This window comes from Peribacillus sp. FSL M8-0224 (assembly GCF_038003055.1).
Classification (GTDB): Bacteria; Bacillota; Bacilli; order Bacillales; family DSM-1321; genus Peribacillus; species Peribacillus frigoritolerans.
The window spans coordinates 1,393,711-1,414,285 of sequence record NZ_JBBOOJ010000001.1 but is presented as its reverse complement, the minus strand read 5'-3'; the positions used below and the strand labels follow the sequence as shown (position 1 = coordinate 1,414,285).

Annotated in this window: 19 protein-coding genes; 1 reads left to right on the top strand and 18 read right to left on the bottom strand. The window is 41.7% G+C overall.

All coding sequences use genetic code 11. The features are described 5' to 3' along the window. Positions 1-43 precede the first annotated feature (43 nt). Positions 44-349 (top strand): hypothetical protein, encoded by a 306-nt coding sequence (locus MKX49_RS06905; protein ID WP_340875800.1) that lies wholly within the window; start codon positions 44-46, stop codon positions 347-349. A gap of 91 nt (positions 350-440) precedes the next feature. Here the strand turns inward: MKX49_RS06905 and MKX49_RS06900 are convergent, their stop codons facing one another. The 18 genes from MKX49_RS06900 to MKX49_RS06815 all read right to left on the bottom strand — a co-directional run bounded on the left by MKX49_RS06900 (position 441) and on the right by MKX49_RS06815 (position 20,373). Further along, complete coding sequence (locus MKX49_RS06900) at positions 441-1,307, bottom strand: 2-oxoacid:ferredoxin oxidoreductase subunit beta (protein ID WP_096338178.1); 867 nt, start codon at positions 1,305-1,307, stop codon at positions 441-443. After that, complete coding sequence (locus MKX49_RS06895; protein ID WP_034313511.1) at positions 1,294-3,051, bottom strand: 2-oxoacid:acceptor oxidoreductase subunit alpha; 1,758 nt, start codon at positions 3,049-3,051, stop codon at positions 1,294-1,296. Before MKX49_RS06895 ends, MKX49_RS06900 begins: the two co-directional genes overlap by 14 nt. Before the next feature lie 215 nt (positions 3,052-3,266). Next, positions 3,267-4,199 (bottom strand): dipeptidase, encoded by a 933-nt coding sequence (locus MKX49_RS06890; RefSeq protein ID WP_082196677.1) that lies wholly within the window; start codon positions 4,197-4,199, stop codon positions 3,267-3,269. Between the two features lie 133 nt (positions 4,200-4,332). Continuing rightward, positions 4,333-4,593 carry a stage V sporulation protein SpoVS gene (gene spoVS, locus MKX49_RS06885; RefSeq protein ID WP_029281188.1) on the bottom strand — a complete coding sequence of 87 codons (261 nt, stop codon included), beginning with the start codon at positions 4,591-4,593 and terminating at the stop codon, positions 4,333-4,335. Positions 4,594-4,766: 173 nt separating this feature from the next. Beyond that, the gene (locus MKX49_RS06880) at positions 4,767-5,564 is read right to left on the bottom strand and encodes a TIGR00282 family metallophosphoesterase (RefSeq protein ID WP_340875798.1); all 798 of its coding nucleotides are present in this window, start codon (positions 5,562-5,564) and stop codon (positions 4,767-4,769) included. 152 nt (positions 5,565-5,716) lie between these two features. Beyond that, positions 5,717-7,276, bottom strand: a complete 1,560-nt coding sequence (rny, locus tag MKX49_RS06875; RefSeq protein WP_034313519.1) for a ribonuclease Y — start codon at positions 7,274-7,276, stop codon at positions 5,717-5,719. A 353-nt stretch (positions 7,277-7,629) separates the two neighbouring features. After that, entirely contained in the window at positions 7,630-8,676 is a 1,047-nt protein-coding gene (gene recA, locus MKX49_RS06870; protein WP_034313522.1) for a recombinase RecA, read from the bottom strand. 348 nt (positions 8,677-9,024) lie between these two features. Continuing rightward, positions 9,025-10,257, bottom strand: coding sequence for a competence/damage-inducible protein A (locus tag MKX49_RS06865; RefSeq protein ID WP_340875797.1), 1,233 nt, complete (start codon positions 10,255-10,257; stop codon positions 9,025-9,027). 22 nt (positions 10,258-10,279) lie between these two features. Continuing rightward, positions 10,280-10,864: a CDP-diacylglycerol--glycerol-3-phosphate 3-phosphatidyltransferase gene (pgsA, locus tag MKX49_RS06860; RefSeq protein ID WP_034313524.1), complete on the bottom strand. Its 585-nt coding sequence runs from the start codon at positions 10,862-10,864 to the stop codon at positions 10,280-10,282. A 165-nt stretch (positions 10,865-11,029) separates the two neighbouring features. Then, positions 11,030-11,938: a helix-turn-helix domain-containing protein gene (locus MKX49_RS06855; protein WP_311292726.1), complete on the bottom strand. Its 909-nt coding sequence runs from the start codon at positions 11,936-11,938 to the stop codon at positions 11,030-11,032. A gap of 8 nt (positions 11,939-11,946) precedes the next feature. Continuing rightward, positions 11,947-12,738 (bottom strand): DUF3388 domain-containing protein, encoded by a 792-nt coding sequence (locus MKX49_RS06850; protein ID WP_034313530.1) that lies wholly within the window; start codon positions 12,736-12,738, stop codon positions 11,947-11,949. 242 nt (positions 12,739-12,980) lie between these two features. Then, positions 12,981-13,238 (bottom strand): DUF3243 domain-containing protein, encoded by a 258-nt coding sequence (locus MKX49_RS06845; protein WP_034313532.1) that lies wholly within the window; start codon positions 13,236-13,238, stop codon positions 12,981-12,983. Between the two features lie 81 nt (positions 13,239-13,319). After that, a complete protein-coding gene (ymfI, locus tag MKX49_RS06840; protein ID WP_048684725.1) occupies positions 13,320-14,045 on the bottom strand; it encodes an elongation factor P 5-aminopentanone reductase in 726 nt (241 codons plus the stop codon). 19 nt (positions 14,046-14,064) lie between these two features. After that, positions 14,065-15,351, bottom strand: coding sequence for an EF-P 5-aminopentanol modification-associated protein YfmH (gene yfmH / locus MKX49_RS06835; RefSeq protein ID WP_340875793.1), 1,287 nt, complete (start codon positions 15,349-15,351; stop codon positions 14,065-14,067). After that, positions 15,351-16,631, bottom strand: a complete 1,281-nt coding sequence (gene yfmF, locus MKX49_RS06830) for an EF-P 5-aminopentanol modification-associated protein YfmF (RefSeq protein WP_340875792.1) — start codon at positions 16,629-16,631, stop codon at positions 15,351-15,353. Before yfmF ends, yfmH begins: the two co-directional genes overlap by 1 nt. A gap of 210 nt (positions 16,632-16,841) precedes the next feature. Further along, positions 16,842-17,801: an ABC transporter permease gene (locus MKX49_RS06825; RefSeq protein WP_094246576.1), complete on the bottom strand. Its 960-nt coding sequence runs from the start codon at positions 17,799-17,801 to the stop codon at positions 16,842-16,844. Continuing rightward, positions 17,802-18,845 carry an ABC transporter permease gene (locus MKX49_RS06820; protein WP_048684732.1) on the bottom strand — a complete coding sequence of 348 codons (1,044 nt, stop codon included), beginning with the start codon at positions 18,843-18,845 and terminating at the stop codon, positions 17,802-17,804. It lies immediately after the preceding gene. Continuing rightward, the gene (locus MKX49_RS06815) at positions 18,838-20,373 is read right to left on the bottom strand and encodes an ABC transporter ATP-binding protein (protein ID WP_252269253.1); all 1,536 of its coding nucleotides are present in this window, start codon (positions 20,371-20,373) and stop codon (positions 18,838-18,840) included. The genes MKX49_RS06820 and MKX49_RS06815 overlap by 8 nt, the downstream gene beginning before the upstream one ends. Positions 20,374-20,575 lie beyond the last annotated feature (202 nt).

Genomic DNA, 20,575 nt, shown 5'->3' with positions numbered 1-20,575 from the left:
ATAAGATATCTTGTACAACAAAAACAATGAAGGAGTGACTTATATGTCATGTGGATGCAATAATCATGATCGGGACCGCGATCGGGATAGAGATAACGATAGAATCGCAGACGATTTTTGTCGTGCTGTAAGGGGCTGTAATAGGCGCGATCGGGACCATGATCGGGACCGCGATTGGGATCGGGACCGCGATCGGGACAGAGATAACGATAGAATCGCAGACAATTTTTGTCGTGCTGTGAGGGGCTGTAATAGGCGCGATCGGGACCGGGACCGGGACCGTGACCGTGACCGTGACCGCGACCACCATTGTCGTAGAAGGAATCGTTGCAATTTCTTCGGATTCTAATTTAGAGAGTATAGTGACTCTCTCTACTTGAGCTTTCCAATTAGTCATAAAAAAAGGTTCACCCCGTCTTAAGGGGTGAACCTTTTAACTTTTACATAAATTCAGCAACAAGCTTATCAAAGTGCGCTTGATCCAGTGTCAAATCTGATTTGTTTAGCGCTTTTTCAGCATACCCTGGCACTAATTCCTGGTACGAAGGGCGTGAAGAGTCTTGATAAATGATCCCTGTCACAAGGCTGTCATGCTGCATCAAAGTCTGCATGGCCTGTTCTTTATTTGATGAATCATAGCCTTCAATTGTGTTCAATTTAGTTAAGTTTTGTTTAAACCAATCATACGTATTGATCTTATTGTATGTTACGCAAGGAGAGAAAACATTGATAAAGGAGAATCCTTTATGGTTTATCCCTGCTTCAATGATCGCAGTAAGATCTTTCAAGTCAGTGGAAAAGCTTTGGGCGACAAACGTAGCGCCAGCTGACAATGCTAATTCCATAGGTGAAACAGCCTGTTCTATTGATCCTTCAGGAGTGGATTTCGTTTTAAATCCAGCAGCGGATCTAGGAGAAGTCTGGCCTTTTGTCAATCCATAAATTTGGTTATCCATGACAATATACGTAATGTCGATATTACGGCGGATCGCATGGATGGTGTGTCCCATCCCGATTGCAAAACCATCTCCGTCACCGCCTGAAGCTATAACGGTCAATTCACGGTTGGCCATTTTTACTCCTTGGGCAATTGGCAGTGAGCGGCCATGGATGCCGTGGAAACCATATGACTTGATGTAACCGGATATACGCCCTGAACAGCCGATACCGGAAACAACGGCCAAATTCTCCGGCTCCAATCCCACATTGGCAGCCGCACGCTGCATGGCAGCCTGAACGGAGAAATCTCCGCAGCCAGGACACCAGTTTGGTTTTACATCATTCCGAAAATCTTTAAACGTTGCCATATTCGAACATCTCCTTGCATTGTGTGTGAATTTCATGCGGGAGGAATGGGTTGCCATCATATTTTAGGATGCTTTTTATTTTATTAACATGTCCGACATTCATCTTGATAATATTAGCCAATTGTCCAGTCGCATTATTTTCAATAACTACTACTTTCTTAGCACTTTGCACCAATGAAAGGACTTCATCAGCTGGGAAAGGATGAATCAAACGGATTTGCGCATGATTCACTTTCATTCCATCCGTTTCTAAACGGCCGATCGCTTCATCAATCGTCCCGCGTGTTGAGTTAAAACCAAGAATTAATAAATCCGCTTCTTCATGCGGTGTGTTTTTGTATACTGGTGTTTGGAATGTGTTAGTTAAATTATTCAGCTTACGCATCCGTTTATCCATTTGCAATTTGCGATTCAAGGCCGTCTCGGAAGGTCTGCCCGTTTCATCATGTTCAACACCCGTAACATGGTGAATTCCATTTTTCATACCAGGCACTACCCGTGGTGAGACTCCATCTTCCGTTACTTCATAACGCTTGAAGTAAGATTTGTTTTCAGGCTCTTCAATTTCAAAGTCAACCAATTTTCCGCGTCTTATCTCCACTTTGCCGTAATCAAGCGGCTGAACCGTCTGTTTACCTAATGATAGCTGTAAGTCGGATAAAACGATAACCGGACATTGATATTCCTCTGCAAGGTTGAATGCTTCTGCCGTATCATAAAAAGCTTCCTCAACAGTACTCGGAGCCATGACGATTTTAGGTATTTCACCATGTGTACCATAAATCATGGCCATTAAATCGGATTGCTCCTGTTTTGTAGGAAGTCCCGTAGATGGACCTCCACGTTGAGTATCGACGATGACAATTGGCGTTTCGGTAATGCCCGCTAAACCAATCGCCTCCATTTTCAAGGAAAGCCCAGGTCCAGCTGAAGCTGTGATGGCACGTACACCGCCATAGTTCGCACCGATTGCCATTGTGGCTGCCGCGATTTCATCTTCAGTCTGTATGACCGTCCCGCCAAATTGAGGAAGTTTCTTAATTAAGTATTCCATGATTTCCGAAGCCGGAGTAATCGGGTAAGCTGCCATGAAGCGGCAACCGCCTGCAACTGCGCCTAAAGCGATAGCATCGTTTCCGATCATGAACATTCGTTTTTGGCCGTCTGCCTTTTCCAGCTCCATCGCGCCCAGTTTTTCTCCAAGCAACACTTCCATTGCCTTATATCCGGCAGTAATGGCATCCATATTCTTCTTAACGATTTCTTCACCTTTACGGCCGAATATTTCATCAACCACATCGTTGAATACGGAAATTTCCATTCCGAGAACAGCACATGTCGCACCGATGGCGACCATATTTTTCATTAATGATGTTCCTAATTCGGCTGCTATTTCCGTAAAAGGAACAATATATAATTCTGCCTTTGTATCTTCTGGGCAGACAGGTTTGAATTTTGCATCTGCAATTATGATGCCACCCTCATGTAATTCTTTATAATTGACGTCAATTGTTTCTTGGTCAAAAGCAACTAAGATGTCTAAATCATCAGAGATAGCACGAGTTTCCGTAGTACTTACACGAATTTTGTTATTCGTGTGTCCACCCTTGATTCGGGATGAGAAATGACGGTAGCCATACAAGTAATAACCTAAGCGATTGAGGGCAATACAGAATATTTCTCCTGTACTTTCAATACCTTCACCTTGTTGTCCGCCAACTTTCCATGAAAGTTGATTGATCATGTCTTACACTCCTTTAGGACGTTCGTATATAAATGCATTTAACCGCACCTCTCTTAGAACATTCAACTATGTATAATTATCGTTCTAATTTAGGAAAGGTGTACTAAACGCTTTCAATTCTATCGGTTAAATCATCAAATTGCAACCTTTTTGCTTTTATTTTTTATATTTTCAGAATATTTATTCATATCTATATAGTAAGAATTGAAAATCACTTAAGATATTTCCTTTTCAAGCGGAAAATTACGAGTGAAATTATCAAAAAGGAGACCTTTTACAAACTCACTGGAATAATGCCTGTTCAATTCATTTATTAAGTTATGATAATCCTTATATGACGTTAAATTCTCTACCATATGATCGATTCCATCGAAGTCGGACCCTAATCCAATTTGTCTTTCCCCGCCCAAACTGCATATATGCTCTATATGTTTCAAGATATCCTTTATCGTAACCGGGCCATTTGCTAGAAATTGCGGGACAAAGGTTACGCCGATCACCCCATTTTTCTGTAAAAGGGCTTTTATCTGCCCATCCTTTAAATTTCGCGGATGCGGACAAAGATGATAAGCATTCGAATGGGAGGCGATCGGGAATTTCGCCAACTTTAGGGTGTCCCAAAATCCAGCTTCAGATAAATGGGATAAATCACACCAAATTGACTTCTCGTTCAGTAGCGCGACCACCTCCGTTCCAAATCCTGTCAAGCCGCCCCCTCTTGTTTCCAATGCCCCATCCGCTACCAAGTTAGCGTAATTCCAAGTCAGACCTACAGAGGATACTCCAAGATGAATAAGGGTTTTCAGTTTCAACAAATCATTCCCAATGCAATCGCACCCCTCCAAAGTTAGCATTGCACCGATTTCCTTTTCTTTTAAAGATTCGATGTCTGCCTTGGTCTTTATAAATTTCAATTCCGGCTCCGACAAAATCTTTTCATGAAAAATATCCACCATCGCCAAAGCCGCTTGAAATCTCATATCAGGGTGGACTTTTTCAGGAATATATATGGCAAAACATTGGACTTTTCCCCCTTCGTCCAATAAACCCCGCTTTGTTATATGTAATTTATCACTATTTGTAAAAGAAATATCCGGATCGATGAACATCTTCATCAGCACATCACAATGTGCATCAAAAATCTCCAATGTAATCCCCCTTCCTGTACTTTTTTATGATTATATATACCATTATAAAGCGACACGGACCTTTCGTCATTTGGAAGTCACGACAAAAAAGTGCCTGCTCGCCATCCGACAAACAGGACACCCAAACATGCAATTATCTTGGTTCAATGATTAGTTTTATTGCCGTTCTCTCTTCGCCATCAATAAGTATATCTGTAAAGGCAGGAATACAAATCAAGTCAACTCCACTAGGTGCGACAAACCCTCTTGCGATTGCTACTGCCTTGACGGCTTGATTTAACGCACCTGCACCGATTGCTTGAATTTCGGCTGCTCCTCTTTCCCTGAGCACTCCCGCTAGTGCGCCTGCTACAGAATTAGGATTAGATTTTGCTGAAACTTTTAATATTTCCATTCCTAGTCCTCCTTGTTTTCCCTGCCGATTCTAACTTGGCTCAATAGTTATAACACTTTCCACTGCTACTATATTCATCAAGTAAAACTTGTATGACAAAGAAAACCGGGATTGTACACCATTTATTAAAGAATGGAAAAACGGATGGCAGTTTGACTGTCCATCCGTTCGAATCAATGGTAAAAGGGATGATCTTCGTTAATCAGGAGCCTTTCTATCTTCTTTGCCTTGCCAGTTTTCTCATCAATTTCAAGGAGAACCCCACTTAATAGGGTCCGTCCCTCTTTTGGGACTTCGAAACGAACTGGCAGGCTGGTCAGGAACCGATGGATGACTGCCTCTCTTTCCATACCAAGGATGGCATCATATGGTCCTGTCATACCTACATCTGATATGTAAGCGGTGCCTGCAGGTAATATACGGTTATCGGCTGTCTGGACGTGTGTGTGTGTACCAACGACGGCTGTAACCTTACCATCCAGGAACCACCCCATGGCTTGCTTTTCACTTGTCGCTTCACCATGAAAATCGACAAAGATGATCGGTGTCTTTTTTCGAGCCTCCGCCACTAGTTCTTCCGCCTTTTTGAACGGACAGTCCAAATCCGGCATGAACGTTCTCGCTTGCAAATTGATGACCGCTATTTCATGCTGGTTCAATTTTAAAAATTTCATACCTTCTCCGGGTACCCCGTCTGGAAAGTTTGCTGGACGGACAAGATATTTCGCTTCATCAATAAAATTGAAAATATCACGATTATCCCATGTATGGTTTCCCATGGTCACTGCCTGCGCTCCCCACTCTAAAAAACTGCGGTAAATCTTTTCTGTAATCCCCCGGCCACTTGCTGCATTCTCGCCATTGATGACCGTGATATGCGGACGATACTTTTCTTTTAACTTAGGAAGGTATTCTTGGATCATGTCACGACCTGGAGATCCCACTACATCCCCTATAAATAGCAATTTCATTGTAAAACCCTTTCTGGATTCACCTAATTATATGAATTATTCAAGTATGTATTGTAACATAATTTGGGGTAATTATAAGAATTACGCTTAACGATTCATATCGGAAAAAGAAAAGACGAAGTGGTTTGCACCACTTCGTCTTTCACTAACAATTATTTGGCATATTCAACTGCTCTTGTTTCACGGATAACCGTGACTTTTATATGACCTGGGTAATCGAGCTCTTCTTCAATCCTTTTCCGGATATCACGTGCGAGTCGATGTGCCGAAAGATCATCGATTTGTTCTGGTTTCACTAGAATCCGCACTTCTCGTCCGGCTTGAATCGCAAAAGATTTTTCCACTCCATCATAGGACTCGGAAATTTCCTCAAGCTTTTCAAGTCTTCTAATGTAATTTTCAAGCGTTTCACTTCTTGCTCCCGGTCTTGCAGCTGATAATGCATCAGCGGCAGCCACAAGCACTGAAATGATGGAAGTTGGTTCCGTATCGCCATGATGTGAAGCGATGCTGTTAATGACAGTTGGATGCTCTTTATATTTGGTTGCTAATTCAACGCCAATTTCAACGTGACTGCCTTCCACTTCATGATCGATCGCTTTCCCAATATCATGCAATAAACCTGCACGGCGGGCAAGAACTTCATCCTCACCAAGCTCAGCGGCCAGTAAACCTGAAAGCTGGGCCACTTCAATTGAATGTTTAAGTACGTTTTGCCCATAACTGGTACGGAATTTCAAACGTCCTAGTATTTTGATGAGATCTGGATGGAGACCGTGAACTCCAACTTCAAAAGTAGTCTGTTCACCAATTTCACGAATATGTTCATCTACCTCACGTCTTGCTTTGTCAACCATTTCTTCAATGCGAGCCGGATGGATCCGTCCGTCCTGAACAAGTTTCTCAAGAGCCAAGCGTGCCGTTTCCCGTCTAATTGGATCGAATCCAGATAAAATGACAGCTTCAGGAGTATCATCAATAATAAGGTCAATACCTGTTAGCGTTTCTAACGTCCGGATATTTCGTCCTTCACGTCCGATTATCCGTCCTTTCATTTCATCGTTTGGAAGATTTACTACAGAAACGGTGGTCTCTGCAACATGATCAGCCGCACAACGCTGAATGGCAAGAGAAAGGACTTCTTTTGCTTTTTTATCAGCTTCTTCTTTGGCACGGGTATCACTTTCTTTAATCATAAGCGCTACATCGTGAGCAAGCTCGTTTTCCATTCGGTCTATAATGATTGCTTTAGCCTCTTCACGAGTTAAACCGGAAACACGTTCAAGCTCTGTTTGCTGCTTACGAACCATCTCTTCCACTTTGCTTTCCATCTCTTCAATATGCTGTTGTCTTTGGTTTAGAGAATCATCTTTTTTCTCCAAAAGGCTCTCACGTTTGTCTAACGTTTCATCCTTACGGTCCAGATTCTCTTCTCTTTGCAATAACCGATTTTCTTGTTTTTGTAATTCGTTCCTTCTTTCACGGGCTTCCCGATCCGAATCGGCACGAACTTTATGAATTTCATCTTTTGCTTCCAACAAGGCTTCTTTCTTAAGTGCTTCCGCTTCACGTTTTGCATCCTCAAGGATGTGTTCTGCAGAGCCCTTTGCCCCTGCTATTCTACTCTCAAATTTTGATTTGTGAATAAAATAACCAACAACTGCACCGACGATTAGGCCAAGCAAAGTGAAGATGATTGTCATGGGTTCCATCGTTTCACCTCCCCTTGCTATGAACTTTTTACATAAAATGTTGAACTGTCGGCAAGTACATTGCACATAAATTCAATATACAGCACTTAATTTTCAAAATTTTAGTTTGAAAAATTGTAAAATATACATATTAATTGTATAGTTGAGAATTTTTATTGTCAAGCGTTTGTCCCTTATGTATCAATGATTATTCAAGTTTTCTTAATATTAACCATCATAATGTACAGCATTCATTATGGAAGAAGTCTGTAAATCTGATTACAATGCCATTTAATCCGCTGGAAATTTCGCATTTTTCTTAAAATATACAGAAAAGGCCTAAGCGAATAAGCTTAGGCCTTTTCCAAATATCATTAATCAAGCAATTCAAAATGCTCTTCTGTTTCATTTTCTTCTGGTGGTAATTCATGCTCTCCATCAAGATTATAGTGATCTCTGATTTTCTGAGAAATTTCCTGAGCGATATCCTGATTTTCTTTCAGGAACAGCTTCGCATTTTCACGGCCTTGTCCGACACGCTCTTCATTGTATGAATACCATGAGCCGCTTTTAAGGACGATATCAAGGTCTGCACCCATATCGATGATTTCACCTTCCTGTGAAATCCCTTGACCATACATGATGTCAACTTCTGCTTGGCGGAATGGTGGAGCAACCTTGTTTTTTACAACTTTGATTTTCGTTTTATTACCCACGATTTCATTACCTTGTTTTAATTGCTCCGCACGGCGCACTTCCAGACGAACAGTTGAATAGAACTTCAATGCCCGGCCTCCCGGAGTCGTTTCTGGATTCCCAAACATAACACCGATTTTTTCACGGACTTGGTTAATGAAAATGGCAATGGTATTTGATTTATTAATGGAACCAGACAGTTTTCTAAGTGCCTGAGACATCATCCGGGCTTGGAGACCCATATGGGAATCTCCCATTTCGCCTTCGATTTCAGCTTTAGGAACAAGTGCTGCCACCGAGTCAATGACAATGATATCTACCGCTCCGCTTCGAACTAACGCTTCAGCAATCTCTAAGGCTTGTTCACCCGTATCAGGCTGTGAAAGCAGTAACTCATCGATATTCACACCAAGTTTTTCTGAATATGCTGGATCTAAAGCATGCTCGGCATCAATAAATGCAGCCGTCCCGCCAGTCTTTTGTACCTCTGCAATGGCATGTAATGCTACAGTCGTTTTACCGGAGCTTTCAGGTCCATATATCTCAATGACCCGGCCTCTTGGATATCCGCCCACTCCCAACGCTACGTCCAATGCTAAAGAACCGCTTGAGATCGTTGAAATCCTACGATCAGTCTGTTCCCCAAGTTTCATAATCGAACCTTTACCAAATTGTTTCTCAATTTGTTTTAACGCCATATCTAAAGCCGCTTGACGATCACTCACTCAATTTCCTCCTCTATATTCAACTAATCGGCTGTCCGATTAAAGGTGTACTTACGTTAGCAATTATTCGAGATCAAGGTTTGTAACCTGTCTCAAAACCTATCTTTACTATATACTCTTTTTACTATTTTGCCAAGCAAAAAGTCGAACATTCATTCGTTTTTTTCTTTCGGGATATTCTTTGTAAAAAAGCGTTTTAGCATAAGGAAATCTCCATTTCGCTTCACTTACTCCCTAAAAAAAACATTTTCATTGAATTAACTTTTTTCTTTTTTCCCTATTTTTCAAGAAACAAACTTCTAAAACCAAATAAAAAGCAGAGCTGTAAAAAAGCTCTGCTTATGGCGTTTATAAATCCCTTAATAGGTAATGACAGCCGTACTTCACACTCCGAATACGGTTTTGCGCCCTGCTTCCGGAAAGATTCAACTCCTTGAAGTGAGTGTTTCCATCCCGATAGGAAATGCCAATAAATACTGTACCTACAGGCTTGCCTTCTTGTTCGTCCGGCCCCGCAACACCCGTAAAGCTTATGCCTACATCCGCATCGAGCTTACTCCGGACATTAGAGGCCATTTCCATTGCACACTCACCGCTGACCACCCCATACTCAGATATGGTATCATTACTGACGCCGAGGACATTGGACTTCGCATCATTCGTATAGCAGACCATTCCGCCCTTAAAGACTTTACCGGCGCCCGGGATGGTTGTCAGCTGTTCTTGGAACATCCCCCCGGTCAAGCTTTCAGCTGCCGCGATTGAAAGCTTGCGGACCGTTAATTCTTTTACAAGTTCCTTTATTAGAGAAGTATTATCACTTCCATAATGGAACTTTCCGACCCGGCTAAGAATTTCTTTTTCCGTTTCTAAAATAAGTTCTTCGCATTTTTCTTTAGAAGGGCCTTTGGCGGTGATCCTTAACGTCACTTCCCCTTCGGCTGCAAGCGGAGCGATTGTCGGATTCGTTTGATTGACAAGGAGATCTTCAATCACCGTTTCCAGTTCGGCTTCACCTATACCGTAGAACCGAAGAACCTTGGAATCGATCCGTTCATGCTTTTCCAATTTATTCATGATTTTTTCATAACCATAACTTAAAAACATCGGCTCCATTTCACTTGGTGGACCAGGCAGGAGCATATATGTAATCCCAGATTTGGACAAAACCATTCCCGGGGCCATGCCATGATCGTTTGCCAACACTTCACTGCCTTCCAAGACAAGGGCCTGCTTTTTGTTGTTTTCCGTCATCGGCCGTTCCCGTTTTTGGAAGTAAGCTTCAATGGATTGCAAAGCTTCATCATTAAAAACGAGCTTTTTCCCGATATGGCGAGCAATCGTTTCTTTCGTTAAGTCATCTTTGGTAGGACCAAGCCCACCGGTAAAAACAATCAAGTTCGCCCTCGATTCAGCGATTTCTATAGCTTGTTGTAATCGGCGGTCGTTATCTCCGACCACAGTATGGTAAAAAACGTTGATTCCCATTTCCGCAAACTGCTGCGATAAGAATCTTCCATTAGTGTTATTGATTTGACCTAAAAGAAGCTCTGAGCCCACTGCAATGATTTCTGCATCCATCTTTTCAAAACCACCATTCGTTTTACTTTGAATTAACAAATACTTCTTTGTTTTTTATAAAATAATCCAAACCTGACCAGATTGTAAAGATTAATGCAATCCATAATGCGATATTGGCAAATGGAAGTGAAATGAGGGCAAATGGAAGGTTATGCAGCAATAAAGCCGAAATAGAAACAATTTGTGCCCATGTTTTAATTTTACCTAGCTGGTTCGCTGCAACCACTTCCCCTGTACCCGCTAACACCAAACGCAATCCAGTGACTGCAAACTCGCGACTTATGATCACGATGGCAATCCAAGATTGACCGTACATTAAATCTAGATCAACCAAAACGATTAAGGCAGCCGAAACCAGAAGTTTATCTGCCAATGGATCTAAAAATTTCCCTAAATCAGTAATCATATTATATTTTCTGGCAAAATGGCCATCGATCCAATCCGTAGTGGAAGCGATTATAAAGAGGATGGCTCCAGCCAGGTGTGCCACAGGCAAACTGTATTCTCCCCAAGTCAGTGTCCCCCATGAAAAAGGAACGAGCATGATGATTAAAAATACTGGTATTAAACAGATTCTTGCTACTGTAATCTTATTAGGCAGATTCAAAACTTTTACCTCCAAAATTTACGCCTGCCATTTGGGCAATGCGTCTTAGATCTAAAATAATGCTTATATGTATAATTTAACTCAAAATCCAATCTTATATGCCGGGTGAACCATTTCCCGCCGCCTTACTATTATATAGAGCAAAAATAGTCATCTATAAGATGACTATTCGGCTTTCGTAAATTGTATCGTAACCAATTGCGTATTCACTTCAGTCGGTGAAATGGAATACTCCAGCTTCTCATCATTCACATAAATCTCAGTTTCATATGCCCTGCCTATATTGATGACAGCTTCTTTTTCATTGGTAAAATCAATTTCCTGGCTTTTGTCCTTTTCGATAGTGCCCTGGAAAAGTAATTTACCTTCACCATTTTTTATGCCGACCCATGGTGAGCCTTTGGAGGTCACCTTTAATTTAAAAGTATCGGTATTTTTTAATTCATACGTACTATTTTTACCGCTGGAACTTGTGACGGCAAGATTTTGCTCTTTCTTTTCATCTTTGACAACAGCATCATCTTCATTCTTCTCGTCAGATGACTCAGATTTTTCTTCATCCTGTTTTTTGTCTGCATTCTCTTTTTCTTCGTTAAACCCATCACTTTTATTGTAGCCCACAGCTTCATTCTCTTTAGCGTTCTTTTTATCATCATTATCTGGGTTACTCATATAATTCGATACCAGTACCCATATCAAAACGGCCGCACCAATGACTAAAACGACAGCCAGGATCCTCGGTAACATTTCCACAACCTTTGAATCTCCTGCCGGAATGGTTTTCCGGGATTGGACCCGTGAAAGCTGTTCTGGCAATTCCTCACTATAGACCGATGGTATTTCATTCTTATATTGTTCGAAAATCTCTTCTGAATCCAGTCCGACCGCTTCACAATATTGCTTTATGAATGCCCGTACATAGAACTTTCCAGGCATCATACTGTAATTTCCCTCTTCAATGCCAATGAGGTAACGCTTTTGGATCTTTGTTAATTCCTGCAAATCTTCTAGGCTAAGACCTTTGGCTTCCCTAGCTTCCTTTAATCGATTACCCAATTCAGTCAAATAAAACACCTGCCATTTTAAAAGTCAAAGGAACCAAAATCGGACCCTGAAAACTGGTCTTTTTGGTCGACAACTTCATATGTTATTTCTTCTTCAGGATTGTTTCTCAATTCAATAATATAATCAAAGTCTTCGAGGGTATACTCCGTATTTTGGACAAAAACATCCGGATGTTCGATTACTTTGACAGCATCAAGCCTCATTATTTCACGAATCAACTGCCAATGACGCTCATTTGCACGGCGAGTGGAAACAATTCCATCTAAAATGAACAAATTATCATTATTATATTCATCCTCAATAAGCTGGCTGCGGATAGTCTGCTTTAAAAGGGTCGATGACACAAACAACCATCTCTTATTAGCACAAACACTCGATGCTACGATAGATTCAGTTTTTCCGACACGGGGCATCCCTCGGATCCCGATCAATTTATGACCTTCCTGTTTAAATAGCTCGGCCAGGAAATCGACAAGCAAGCCTAGTTCATCACGAACAAACCTAAAGGTGTTTTTCTCATCGGCATCGCGCTGAATATAGCGTCCATGCCTGACTGCGAGGCGATCACGTAATTTAGGTTCCCTAAGCTTAATGACCTTTATCGTATCCATCGTACGGAGAATTGACTCGAATCTTTCTATATTACGGCTGTCTTTGGCCAACAAAAGTAACCCACGCCTGCCTTCATCTACCCCGTTAATGGTGATGATATTAATGGAAAGCATACCCAGAAGGGATGAAATATCCCCTAATAAACCAGGACGGTTGACTTGAATTTCATATTCAAAATACCATTCTTTATTATCCACGATAACACTCCTTAAGCCTAAAAGCTTTTGCCCTAATCATGGGCAAAAAACTTATCCATCGTAAATTTCAAGGTCTGAACACTTTAATATTAATTGTCTAGCTTCTATAATATAGCATTTCGTGATAAGTTAAAAGGAAAAACCCTATAAAAGTATTCATTTTTATATAAGAGGACAAATAGTCATCCCCCTAGAATCCAAAAGGCCCTGTTAATTAATAACAGGGCCTTTGGATTGATATTTTACTTCGTTCCATTGTTCTCGACTAACTTGACCATGACACTTGCCATGGCATGTTTTTCTTGATCGCTTGCGACTGACCAAAGATCAGCAAGCACTTTCTCTTGATCATTCTGGGGCTCAACCTGATTAGCTAGGTAATCACCGATTTCGTAAGCCAAGTTGTTAACAGCGCCTTCTGACAAGCCTTGTTGTTCACCTTGATGTAATCTGTCGCCTAAGAAGTTTTTCCATTGATCCCAATTGTCCAGTACAGACATGAATGGTCACCCTTTCCTTCAAAATAGTACAAAGATATTTTGTGAAGGAACCGAGGAAATTATACATGTCTTTTAAAAAAATCATGTGTACCATCCGCCATTTACGCCTAAAATCTGCCCGGTTATATAGGACGACTTGTCGGAAAGCAAATAGTATACGGCCTCCGCGACTTCTTTGGAATGCCCCATCCTTCCCATCGGGATATCGCCTTTGATGATTTCCAGATCTTCTGCACTGAAAGATTCGAGCATGGAAGTGGAAATCGCACCGGGGGCAACGGCATTCACCCGGATTCCATTAAGCGATACTTCTTTGCTAAGCGCCTTGATAAAAGCATTTTGGCTGCCTTTGACCATTGAATATAATACTTCACAAGATGCACCTGTCTGCCCCCAAATCGATGTGACGGCAACGATGGCAGCCTGTTCTTGGTACATTAGCTTTGGAAGCAGTTCCTTTGTTAATTGGAAAGGGCTCGTTACGTGCAGCTGAACCATTTCAGTAACGATAGTCTCATCCATGTCAGATATAAGCCCGTAATAGCTATTGCCACTATTAAGGACGATTGCATGGAGGGCAAAAATATTTTCCGCCAATTTCTTGTAGCCGTCCGGTGCAGCCAAATCCGCTTGTATCGGAATAAGTTCGACTTGATGAGGCTTCAGTTCTTCAATCAGGGCAAGTATCGCTTCTTCATTGCTGTTATAATGTAAATAAAGTGAGTAATTCTCCTCGGCGAGCTTTATAGCGATTTCCCTGCCGATTCCTCCACTGGCTCCTGTAATAAGGGCAAAACGTTTCCCCACTTTCACGCCCCCCTTTATATTATTTCGGAAGTACCTGACAGACTGTCATCCGTTCATCGGATATTAAATCCTTGGCGACCTCCCTGATATCCTCGATGGTTAGTTTTTCCAATACCGATACAACATCGAACAAATTCATATCATTGAATGCATATCTGGTGAATTGATTCGCTATATATTCCGGCGAATTCAAGGAACGGAGGAAAGAACCGATTTTTTTCTTGATTGTCCTTTGCAGGCTTTCTTCATTCAGGCCGGTTCCGGCTTTTGATTTTTGCAGGATACCGAATATAGACTCCGTCAACTCATCAGGTTTGGCACTGTCCCCGCCAATTAACGCAAATCCAAAACCTTGTTCCTGTGTATAATCATATGAGAAGCTTTGATCGATCAACCCTTCCTCATACAGCTCCTCATGCAAAGGCGAACTCTTGCCAAACAGCATTTCCAAATAAATATTGGTCGCCAATTCCCTTTCCAAAAGCTGTAAACCGGATTGGTTTACATTGATGGCCTTGATGCCCAGCATCACTTTTGGTGTCTGGACATTCATCCTTAAGACTTCCTTATCCTTGGCAACGATTTCCGGCTCTTCGTCAAATTTACGTTCCACTGCTGGTTGTTCGTTGTACCCTTTATCATTTTGGTTATCCCGAATCAGTTTCATGGTACTTTCGACATCTACCGGTCCTACAACGAATAGGAGCATGTTGCTAGGATGGTAAAACGTATTATAACATTCATAAAGCATATCTTTCGTAATACCTGCAATCGATTCCACAGTACCGGCAATATCGATTTTCACTGGATGCTGATGATACATATTGGCAATCGTCCCGAAATATAACCGCCAGTCTGAATTATCATCATACATGTTGATTTCCTGCCCAATGATTCCTTTTTCCTTCTCTACCGTCTTTTCCGAAAAGTAAGGATCCTGGACAAAGTCAATTAAGGTAGTTAGATTCCTCTCGAAATCCGACGTGCTGGAAAATAAATAAGCTGTACGGGTGAAAGAGGTAAAGGCATTTGCAGATGCTCCCTGCTTTGAAAATTGCTGAAAAACATCACCATCTTCCTTTTCAAATAGCTTATGTTCAAGAAAATGGGCAATCCCATCTGGTACTTTTGAGAATTCCGTTTCATTCAATGGTTTGAAATGGTTGTCGATTGAACCATAATTCGTCGTGAAAGTCGCAAATGATTTATTGAACCCGCTTTTCGGAAGAATATATACTTCGAGACCATTATCCATTTTTTCATGGAAAAGCTCTTCTTTCAATTGAGTGAATGCTATTTTTTCCATTACCCTTGCACCTCCGCTTCCGTTAGGAAATAAATCTTATCAAGCTGGATCTTTTGACCAACTGCAATGATTTCTTCCTTTGTCGTCCGCTCTGTTTTTGCAAACCACTCGTCGAGTGATATATCCTGCCCGGAAATCACATTATGATATAAAATTTCCACAAGCCCTCTCGAAACGTCAATGGTTTCAAGGAGCTGGTTCTTAACGACCGCCTTTGTCTGTGCCAGTTCTTCATCGGAAAAGTTCCCTTGCTTCATTTCCTTCATTTGTGCATGAATGATATCCAATGCCTGCTTGTAGTTGGCATTTTCAATGCCGGCCATGACCATCAATAGTCCTTTATGACTTTCAAGCCTTGAAGCTGCATAATAAGCAAGGCTGGCTTTCTCCCTGACATTAATGAAAAGTTTGGAATGTGAAAAGCCGCCAAAAATCCCATTGAATAGCTGAAGAGCATAATAATCCGGATCACCATATGCAACTTGGGTTCGATAACCGATATTCAACTTCCCTTGTTTCACATCCGAATTCTCGATGATTTCTTTTTCCTTCTCCACTGCCTTGCCCGTCTCCCTTGGCAGTCTAACAGGCTCACGTTCTTGCAACGACACATACTTGTCAGCCAGTGCCTCCACTTCCGATCCATCGATGTCGCCGATTACATATAAATCGATTTCATCTTCCGACAGCATTTTTTTATAGTAGGCGAATAGGGATTCTGGAGTTATCGTTTCCAAGTCTTGAAGATTACCGCTCGCTTCTAAAGCATATGGTTCATTTTTGCACATTTCCTCTACTAGACGTGTAGCTGAATATCGCATTTTGTCATCGGAAATGGATTGAATCCGCTGTTTTAAAGAACGGATTTCATTGGAAACCGTTTTAGAGTCAAAGGCTTCGCCGTTTTTCTTCGGATTGAAGATCACCTCTGATAATAGCCCAAAAGCCTTTTCGAGAAGCGGGGTTGAATCACTAAGGAATTTTTCATTTACGATATCGATCGTAAAACTTATGATTTGATATTCTCCTTTTTTGGCTACATCGACATAAAACCCTGCTCCATATAAATCATCAAGATAAGATCGAAGCTCGGGTGTTGTAGGATATTTACTTGTATTGCTTTGTAACACATATGGCAGCAATGCACGATATGTAACGTCCTCTTTTGTCAACGGGGCTTTCATCTTCAGCACGAGAGTATTCGTTTTATATTTATCCGTCCGGACCACATGAAGCTTGTAGCCGCTTTTTTCCGTAATTGTATCGGAAGCAATAGACATGAATAATCCTCCTCATTATATAAATCACCTTTATTAGCTTATTGTTTGTAGATTGGAACCCTTTTAAACATCTACTTAAAATATACATGTGAAAGGAAAAATCATGCAAGTTACAGCTACTTTTTTTGGTTTTTCACCTGCTCACCATCACTTATGGCCCAATCTCTAAAGAAAAAACCGGCCAGCACAGTTTGCTGACCGGTTAGACACTTATCTTTTCCCTTTGATGTATGGCTGTCCGGATGCTTTTGGAGCATCAGCACGTCCAATGAAACCAGTTAGCGCAATGATCGTCAGAACATATGGAGCGATCAAGAGGTAAACTGATGGAATATCCTTGAAGAAGGGAAGGCTCGAGCCAACGATACTTAAACTTTGGGCCAAACCAAAGAATAAAGCTGCTCCCATTGCCCCGATCGGGTGCCACTTACCAAAAATCATGGCGGCAATGGCCATGAAACCTTGACCATTAATTGTCGCATGATTGAATTCATTTGAAAAGATGGTAGCATAAATCGCTCCGCCGATACCTCCAAAAGCACCTGATAATAAAACGGCGGCATATCGGATTTTCGTAACATTGACACCCATCGTATCAGCAGCCATTGGGTGCTCACCCACTGCACGGATCCTTAACCCGAATGGTGTTTTATAAAGTACATACCAAACGACAAAAGATATGAGAATCGCTATATATACGATGTAATAGCCATTTGCGAAAAAGATGGGTCCAATAAATGGAATATCACTTAGTAACGGAACATCAATCCTTGGGAATGTTTCTGTGATTCTATCAGTTTGACCTTTGTCAAAAATCAACTTCACCAAAAACATGGTCAGACCAACTGCCAACAAGTTGATGGCTACCCCACTAACCGTTTGGTCCGCCCTGAACGTAATGCATGCCACAGCGTGCAGAATGGAAAACAGCAAGCCGGCAATCATAGCCGCTAAGACTGCAAGCCAAGGAGTCCATTCACCAAATACATCAGCAAACATTAAGTTAAAAACAATCCCTGTAAAGGCACCAATGACCATCAAACCTTCTAAACCGATGTTTATGACACCAGCCCGTTCAGAAAACACTCCTCCGAGTGAAGTAAAAATAAGTGGAGCAGCTAGAGCTATCATTGATGGAATAATAATTTGTAATACTTGGTAAAAATCCACTTATTTCACCCCTTTCTTAAATCGAGCGGCAATCCAACGAATAAAATAACTGGAAGCGACGAAGAAAATGATCAATGCTATGACAATATCCACAATTTCACTAGGTATTCCGGTTTCCAGCGGCATATTTAAGGCCCCGGCTTTCAGTCCCCCAAATAATAAGGCTGCAAGCACAACGCCAATAGCTGTATTCGCCCCTAATAAGGCTACTGCAATCCCATCAAAGCCCATACCTGTGAACCCGCCTTTGACTGCGGCATAACCGAAAGTTCCAAGGCCTTCCATCGCACCAGCAAGTCCTGCAAAAGCACCTGAAATAACCATGGAAAGTATGATGTTCTTATTGACACTCATCCCTGCATACTCGGACGCGTGCTGATTGAAACCTACCGCTTTCAGTTCAAAGCCGGTTTTGGTCCTTTCAAGCAGGAACCACATGATGATTACGCAAATAATCGCTACCACTATTCCCCAATGCATCCGGGAAAAATCCGTAATGCTTTCAAAAAAAGGAGACCGCAGTGATGCTGTATCAGCAATTCTTTCTGTTTTATCCAGCTTGTCAGTCATTACATTCCTAATTAAATAATTCGTCACATATAAAGCTGTATAATTCAACATGATAGAAACGATTACTTCATGTACACGGAACTTAGCTTTTAAATAACCAGGGATAAAAGCCCACAATGCCCCAGCAGCTGCACCAACTAAGATGGCCAATGGCAAATGGATGATCCTTGGAAGATCAAAAGCGATTCCGACCCAAACTGCCGCCAGCCAGCCTACAATTAATTGCCCTTCTACACCGATATTGAAAAGGCCCGTGCGAAAAGCAAAAGCCACTGCCAAACCGGCAAGGATATAAGGAATGATTGTCCTGACGGATTCCCCTACATAATAAGAATCCCCAATAATTCCATTTACCATGGAGCCATAGCCGGCAACTGGGTCATAGCCGCTTACTAACATGATTATGGCCCCAACGACTAAGCCGAGGATAACTGCTATTAACGGACTCGTTAATTTAGATAAATACTTAGACATTTTGTTTTCCACCTGCTTCCGTCCGTTTACTGCCGGCCATTAGAAGGCCAAGCTCCTGTTCAGTCGTTTCTTTCGGATCGACAATTGCGACGATTTCCCCTTCGTATATAACGGCAATCCTATCACTCACATTCATGATTTCTTCCAATTCAAATGATATGAGAAGTACCGCTTTTCCTGCATCACGCTGTTCAATCAGCCGTTTATGGATAAACTCGATCGCTCCTACATCAAGCCCGCGAGTTGGCTGTGCGGCAATCAATAAATCCGGGTTCCTATCAACTTCCCGTCCGATGATCGCTTTTTGCTGATTCCCGCCAGAAAGAGCCCTTGCCGGGGTATATTCACTCGGAGTCCGAACATCATAGCTTTTGATCAATGAACGGGCTTTTTCAAATATTTTCTTTGAGTTCAAGATACCGGCTTTTGAGAAAGGCCTTTGATAGTAGGTTTGCAAGACAATATTTTCCCCAATGCTGTAATCGAGAACCAAACCATGCTTATGCCTGTCTTCTGGAATATGGCCGACACCTGCTTCAGTGATTTTACGCGGCTTCAGATTCCTGATCTCTTTTCCATTTAGCTTTATCGAACCAGCTGTTGTCTTCCTTAGGCCAGCCAATGCCTCAATCAGTTCGGATTGACCGTTTCCATCTACACCGGCAATACCGACAATTTCTCCTGCACGGACTGTTAAATCCAAGTTCCGAACAGCTGAAACGCCCCGGGAATCCTTGACTTCCAGTTCCTGAACCTCGAGAACTACATCCGAAGGAGTAGCGGCCGTTTTTTCCGTCTTGAATAGAACTTCCCTACCGACCATCAAGCTCGCCAATTCGTTAGGATTCGTTTCGTTGACGTTCACTGTACCAATTCCTTGCCCTTTGCGTATAACCGTTACCCGGTCACAAACCTCCATGATTTCCTTAAGTTTGTGTGTGATTAAAATGATAGATTTCCCCTCTTTGATAAGGGCTTTCATAATATAAATCAATTCCTTGATTTCTTGAGGAGTCAATACAGCGGTCGGTTCATCAAAAATCAATATTTCGGCTCCGCGGTAAAGCGTCTTAAGAATCTCGACACGCTGCTGCATCCCTATTGAAATATCGGCAATTTTCGCATAGGGGTCAACACGAAGCTGATATTGTTCTGATAGTTTCCTAACTTCCTCGCTCGCTTCCTTTAAATCGATCTTACCCGCTTTGGATGGTTCTTTTCCTAAAATGATATTTTCCGTTACTGTAAAAGGGTCAACGAGCATAAAATGCTGATGGACCATCCCAATCCCTAAATCATTGGCAATGTTGGGACTGGTAATCTTGACTGGCTTGCCATTCACACGGATTTCTCCCTGCTCTGGCTGGTATAAGCCGAATAAAACATTCATCAAAGTGGATTTACCCGCGCCATTTTCACCTAATAATGCGTGAATCTCCCCTTTTTTAACCTGAAGTGTAACGTTATCATTTGCGACGATGCCGGGGAATTCCTTACGGATATTAAGCATCTCAATTACATATTCCACGTATTATCAACTCCTAAAATGAGTGTAAATATTCTTAAATCATTTAATTGCTTTTACTAGCTTATTGATTTTTTTAAAAAAACCAAATGAAAAACTACGATTCTTTCATAGTTTTTCATTCGATATTTTTCAGTTGCATAGCGTGATTGGGAAAAGAAAGAATAGAGGGCAATTCTGCCTCCCTATTCTTTCTGGCATTACA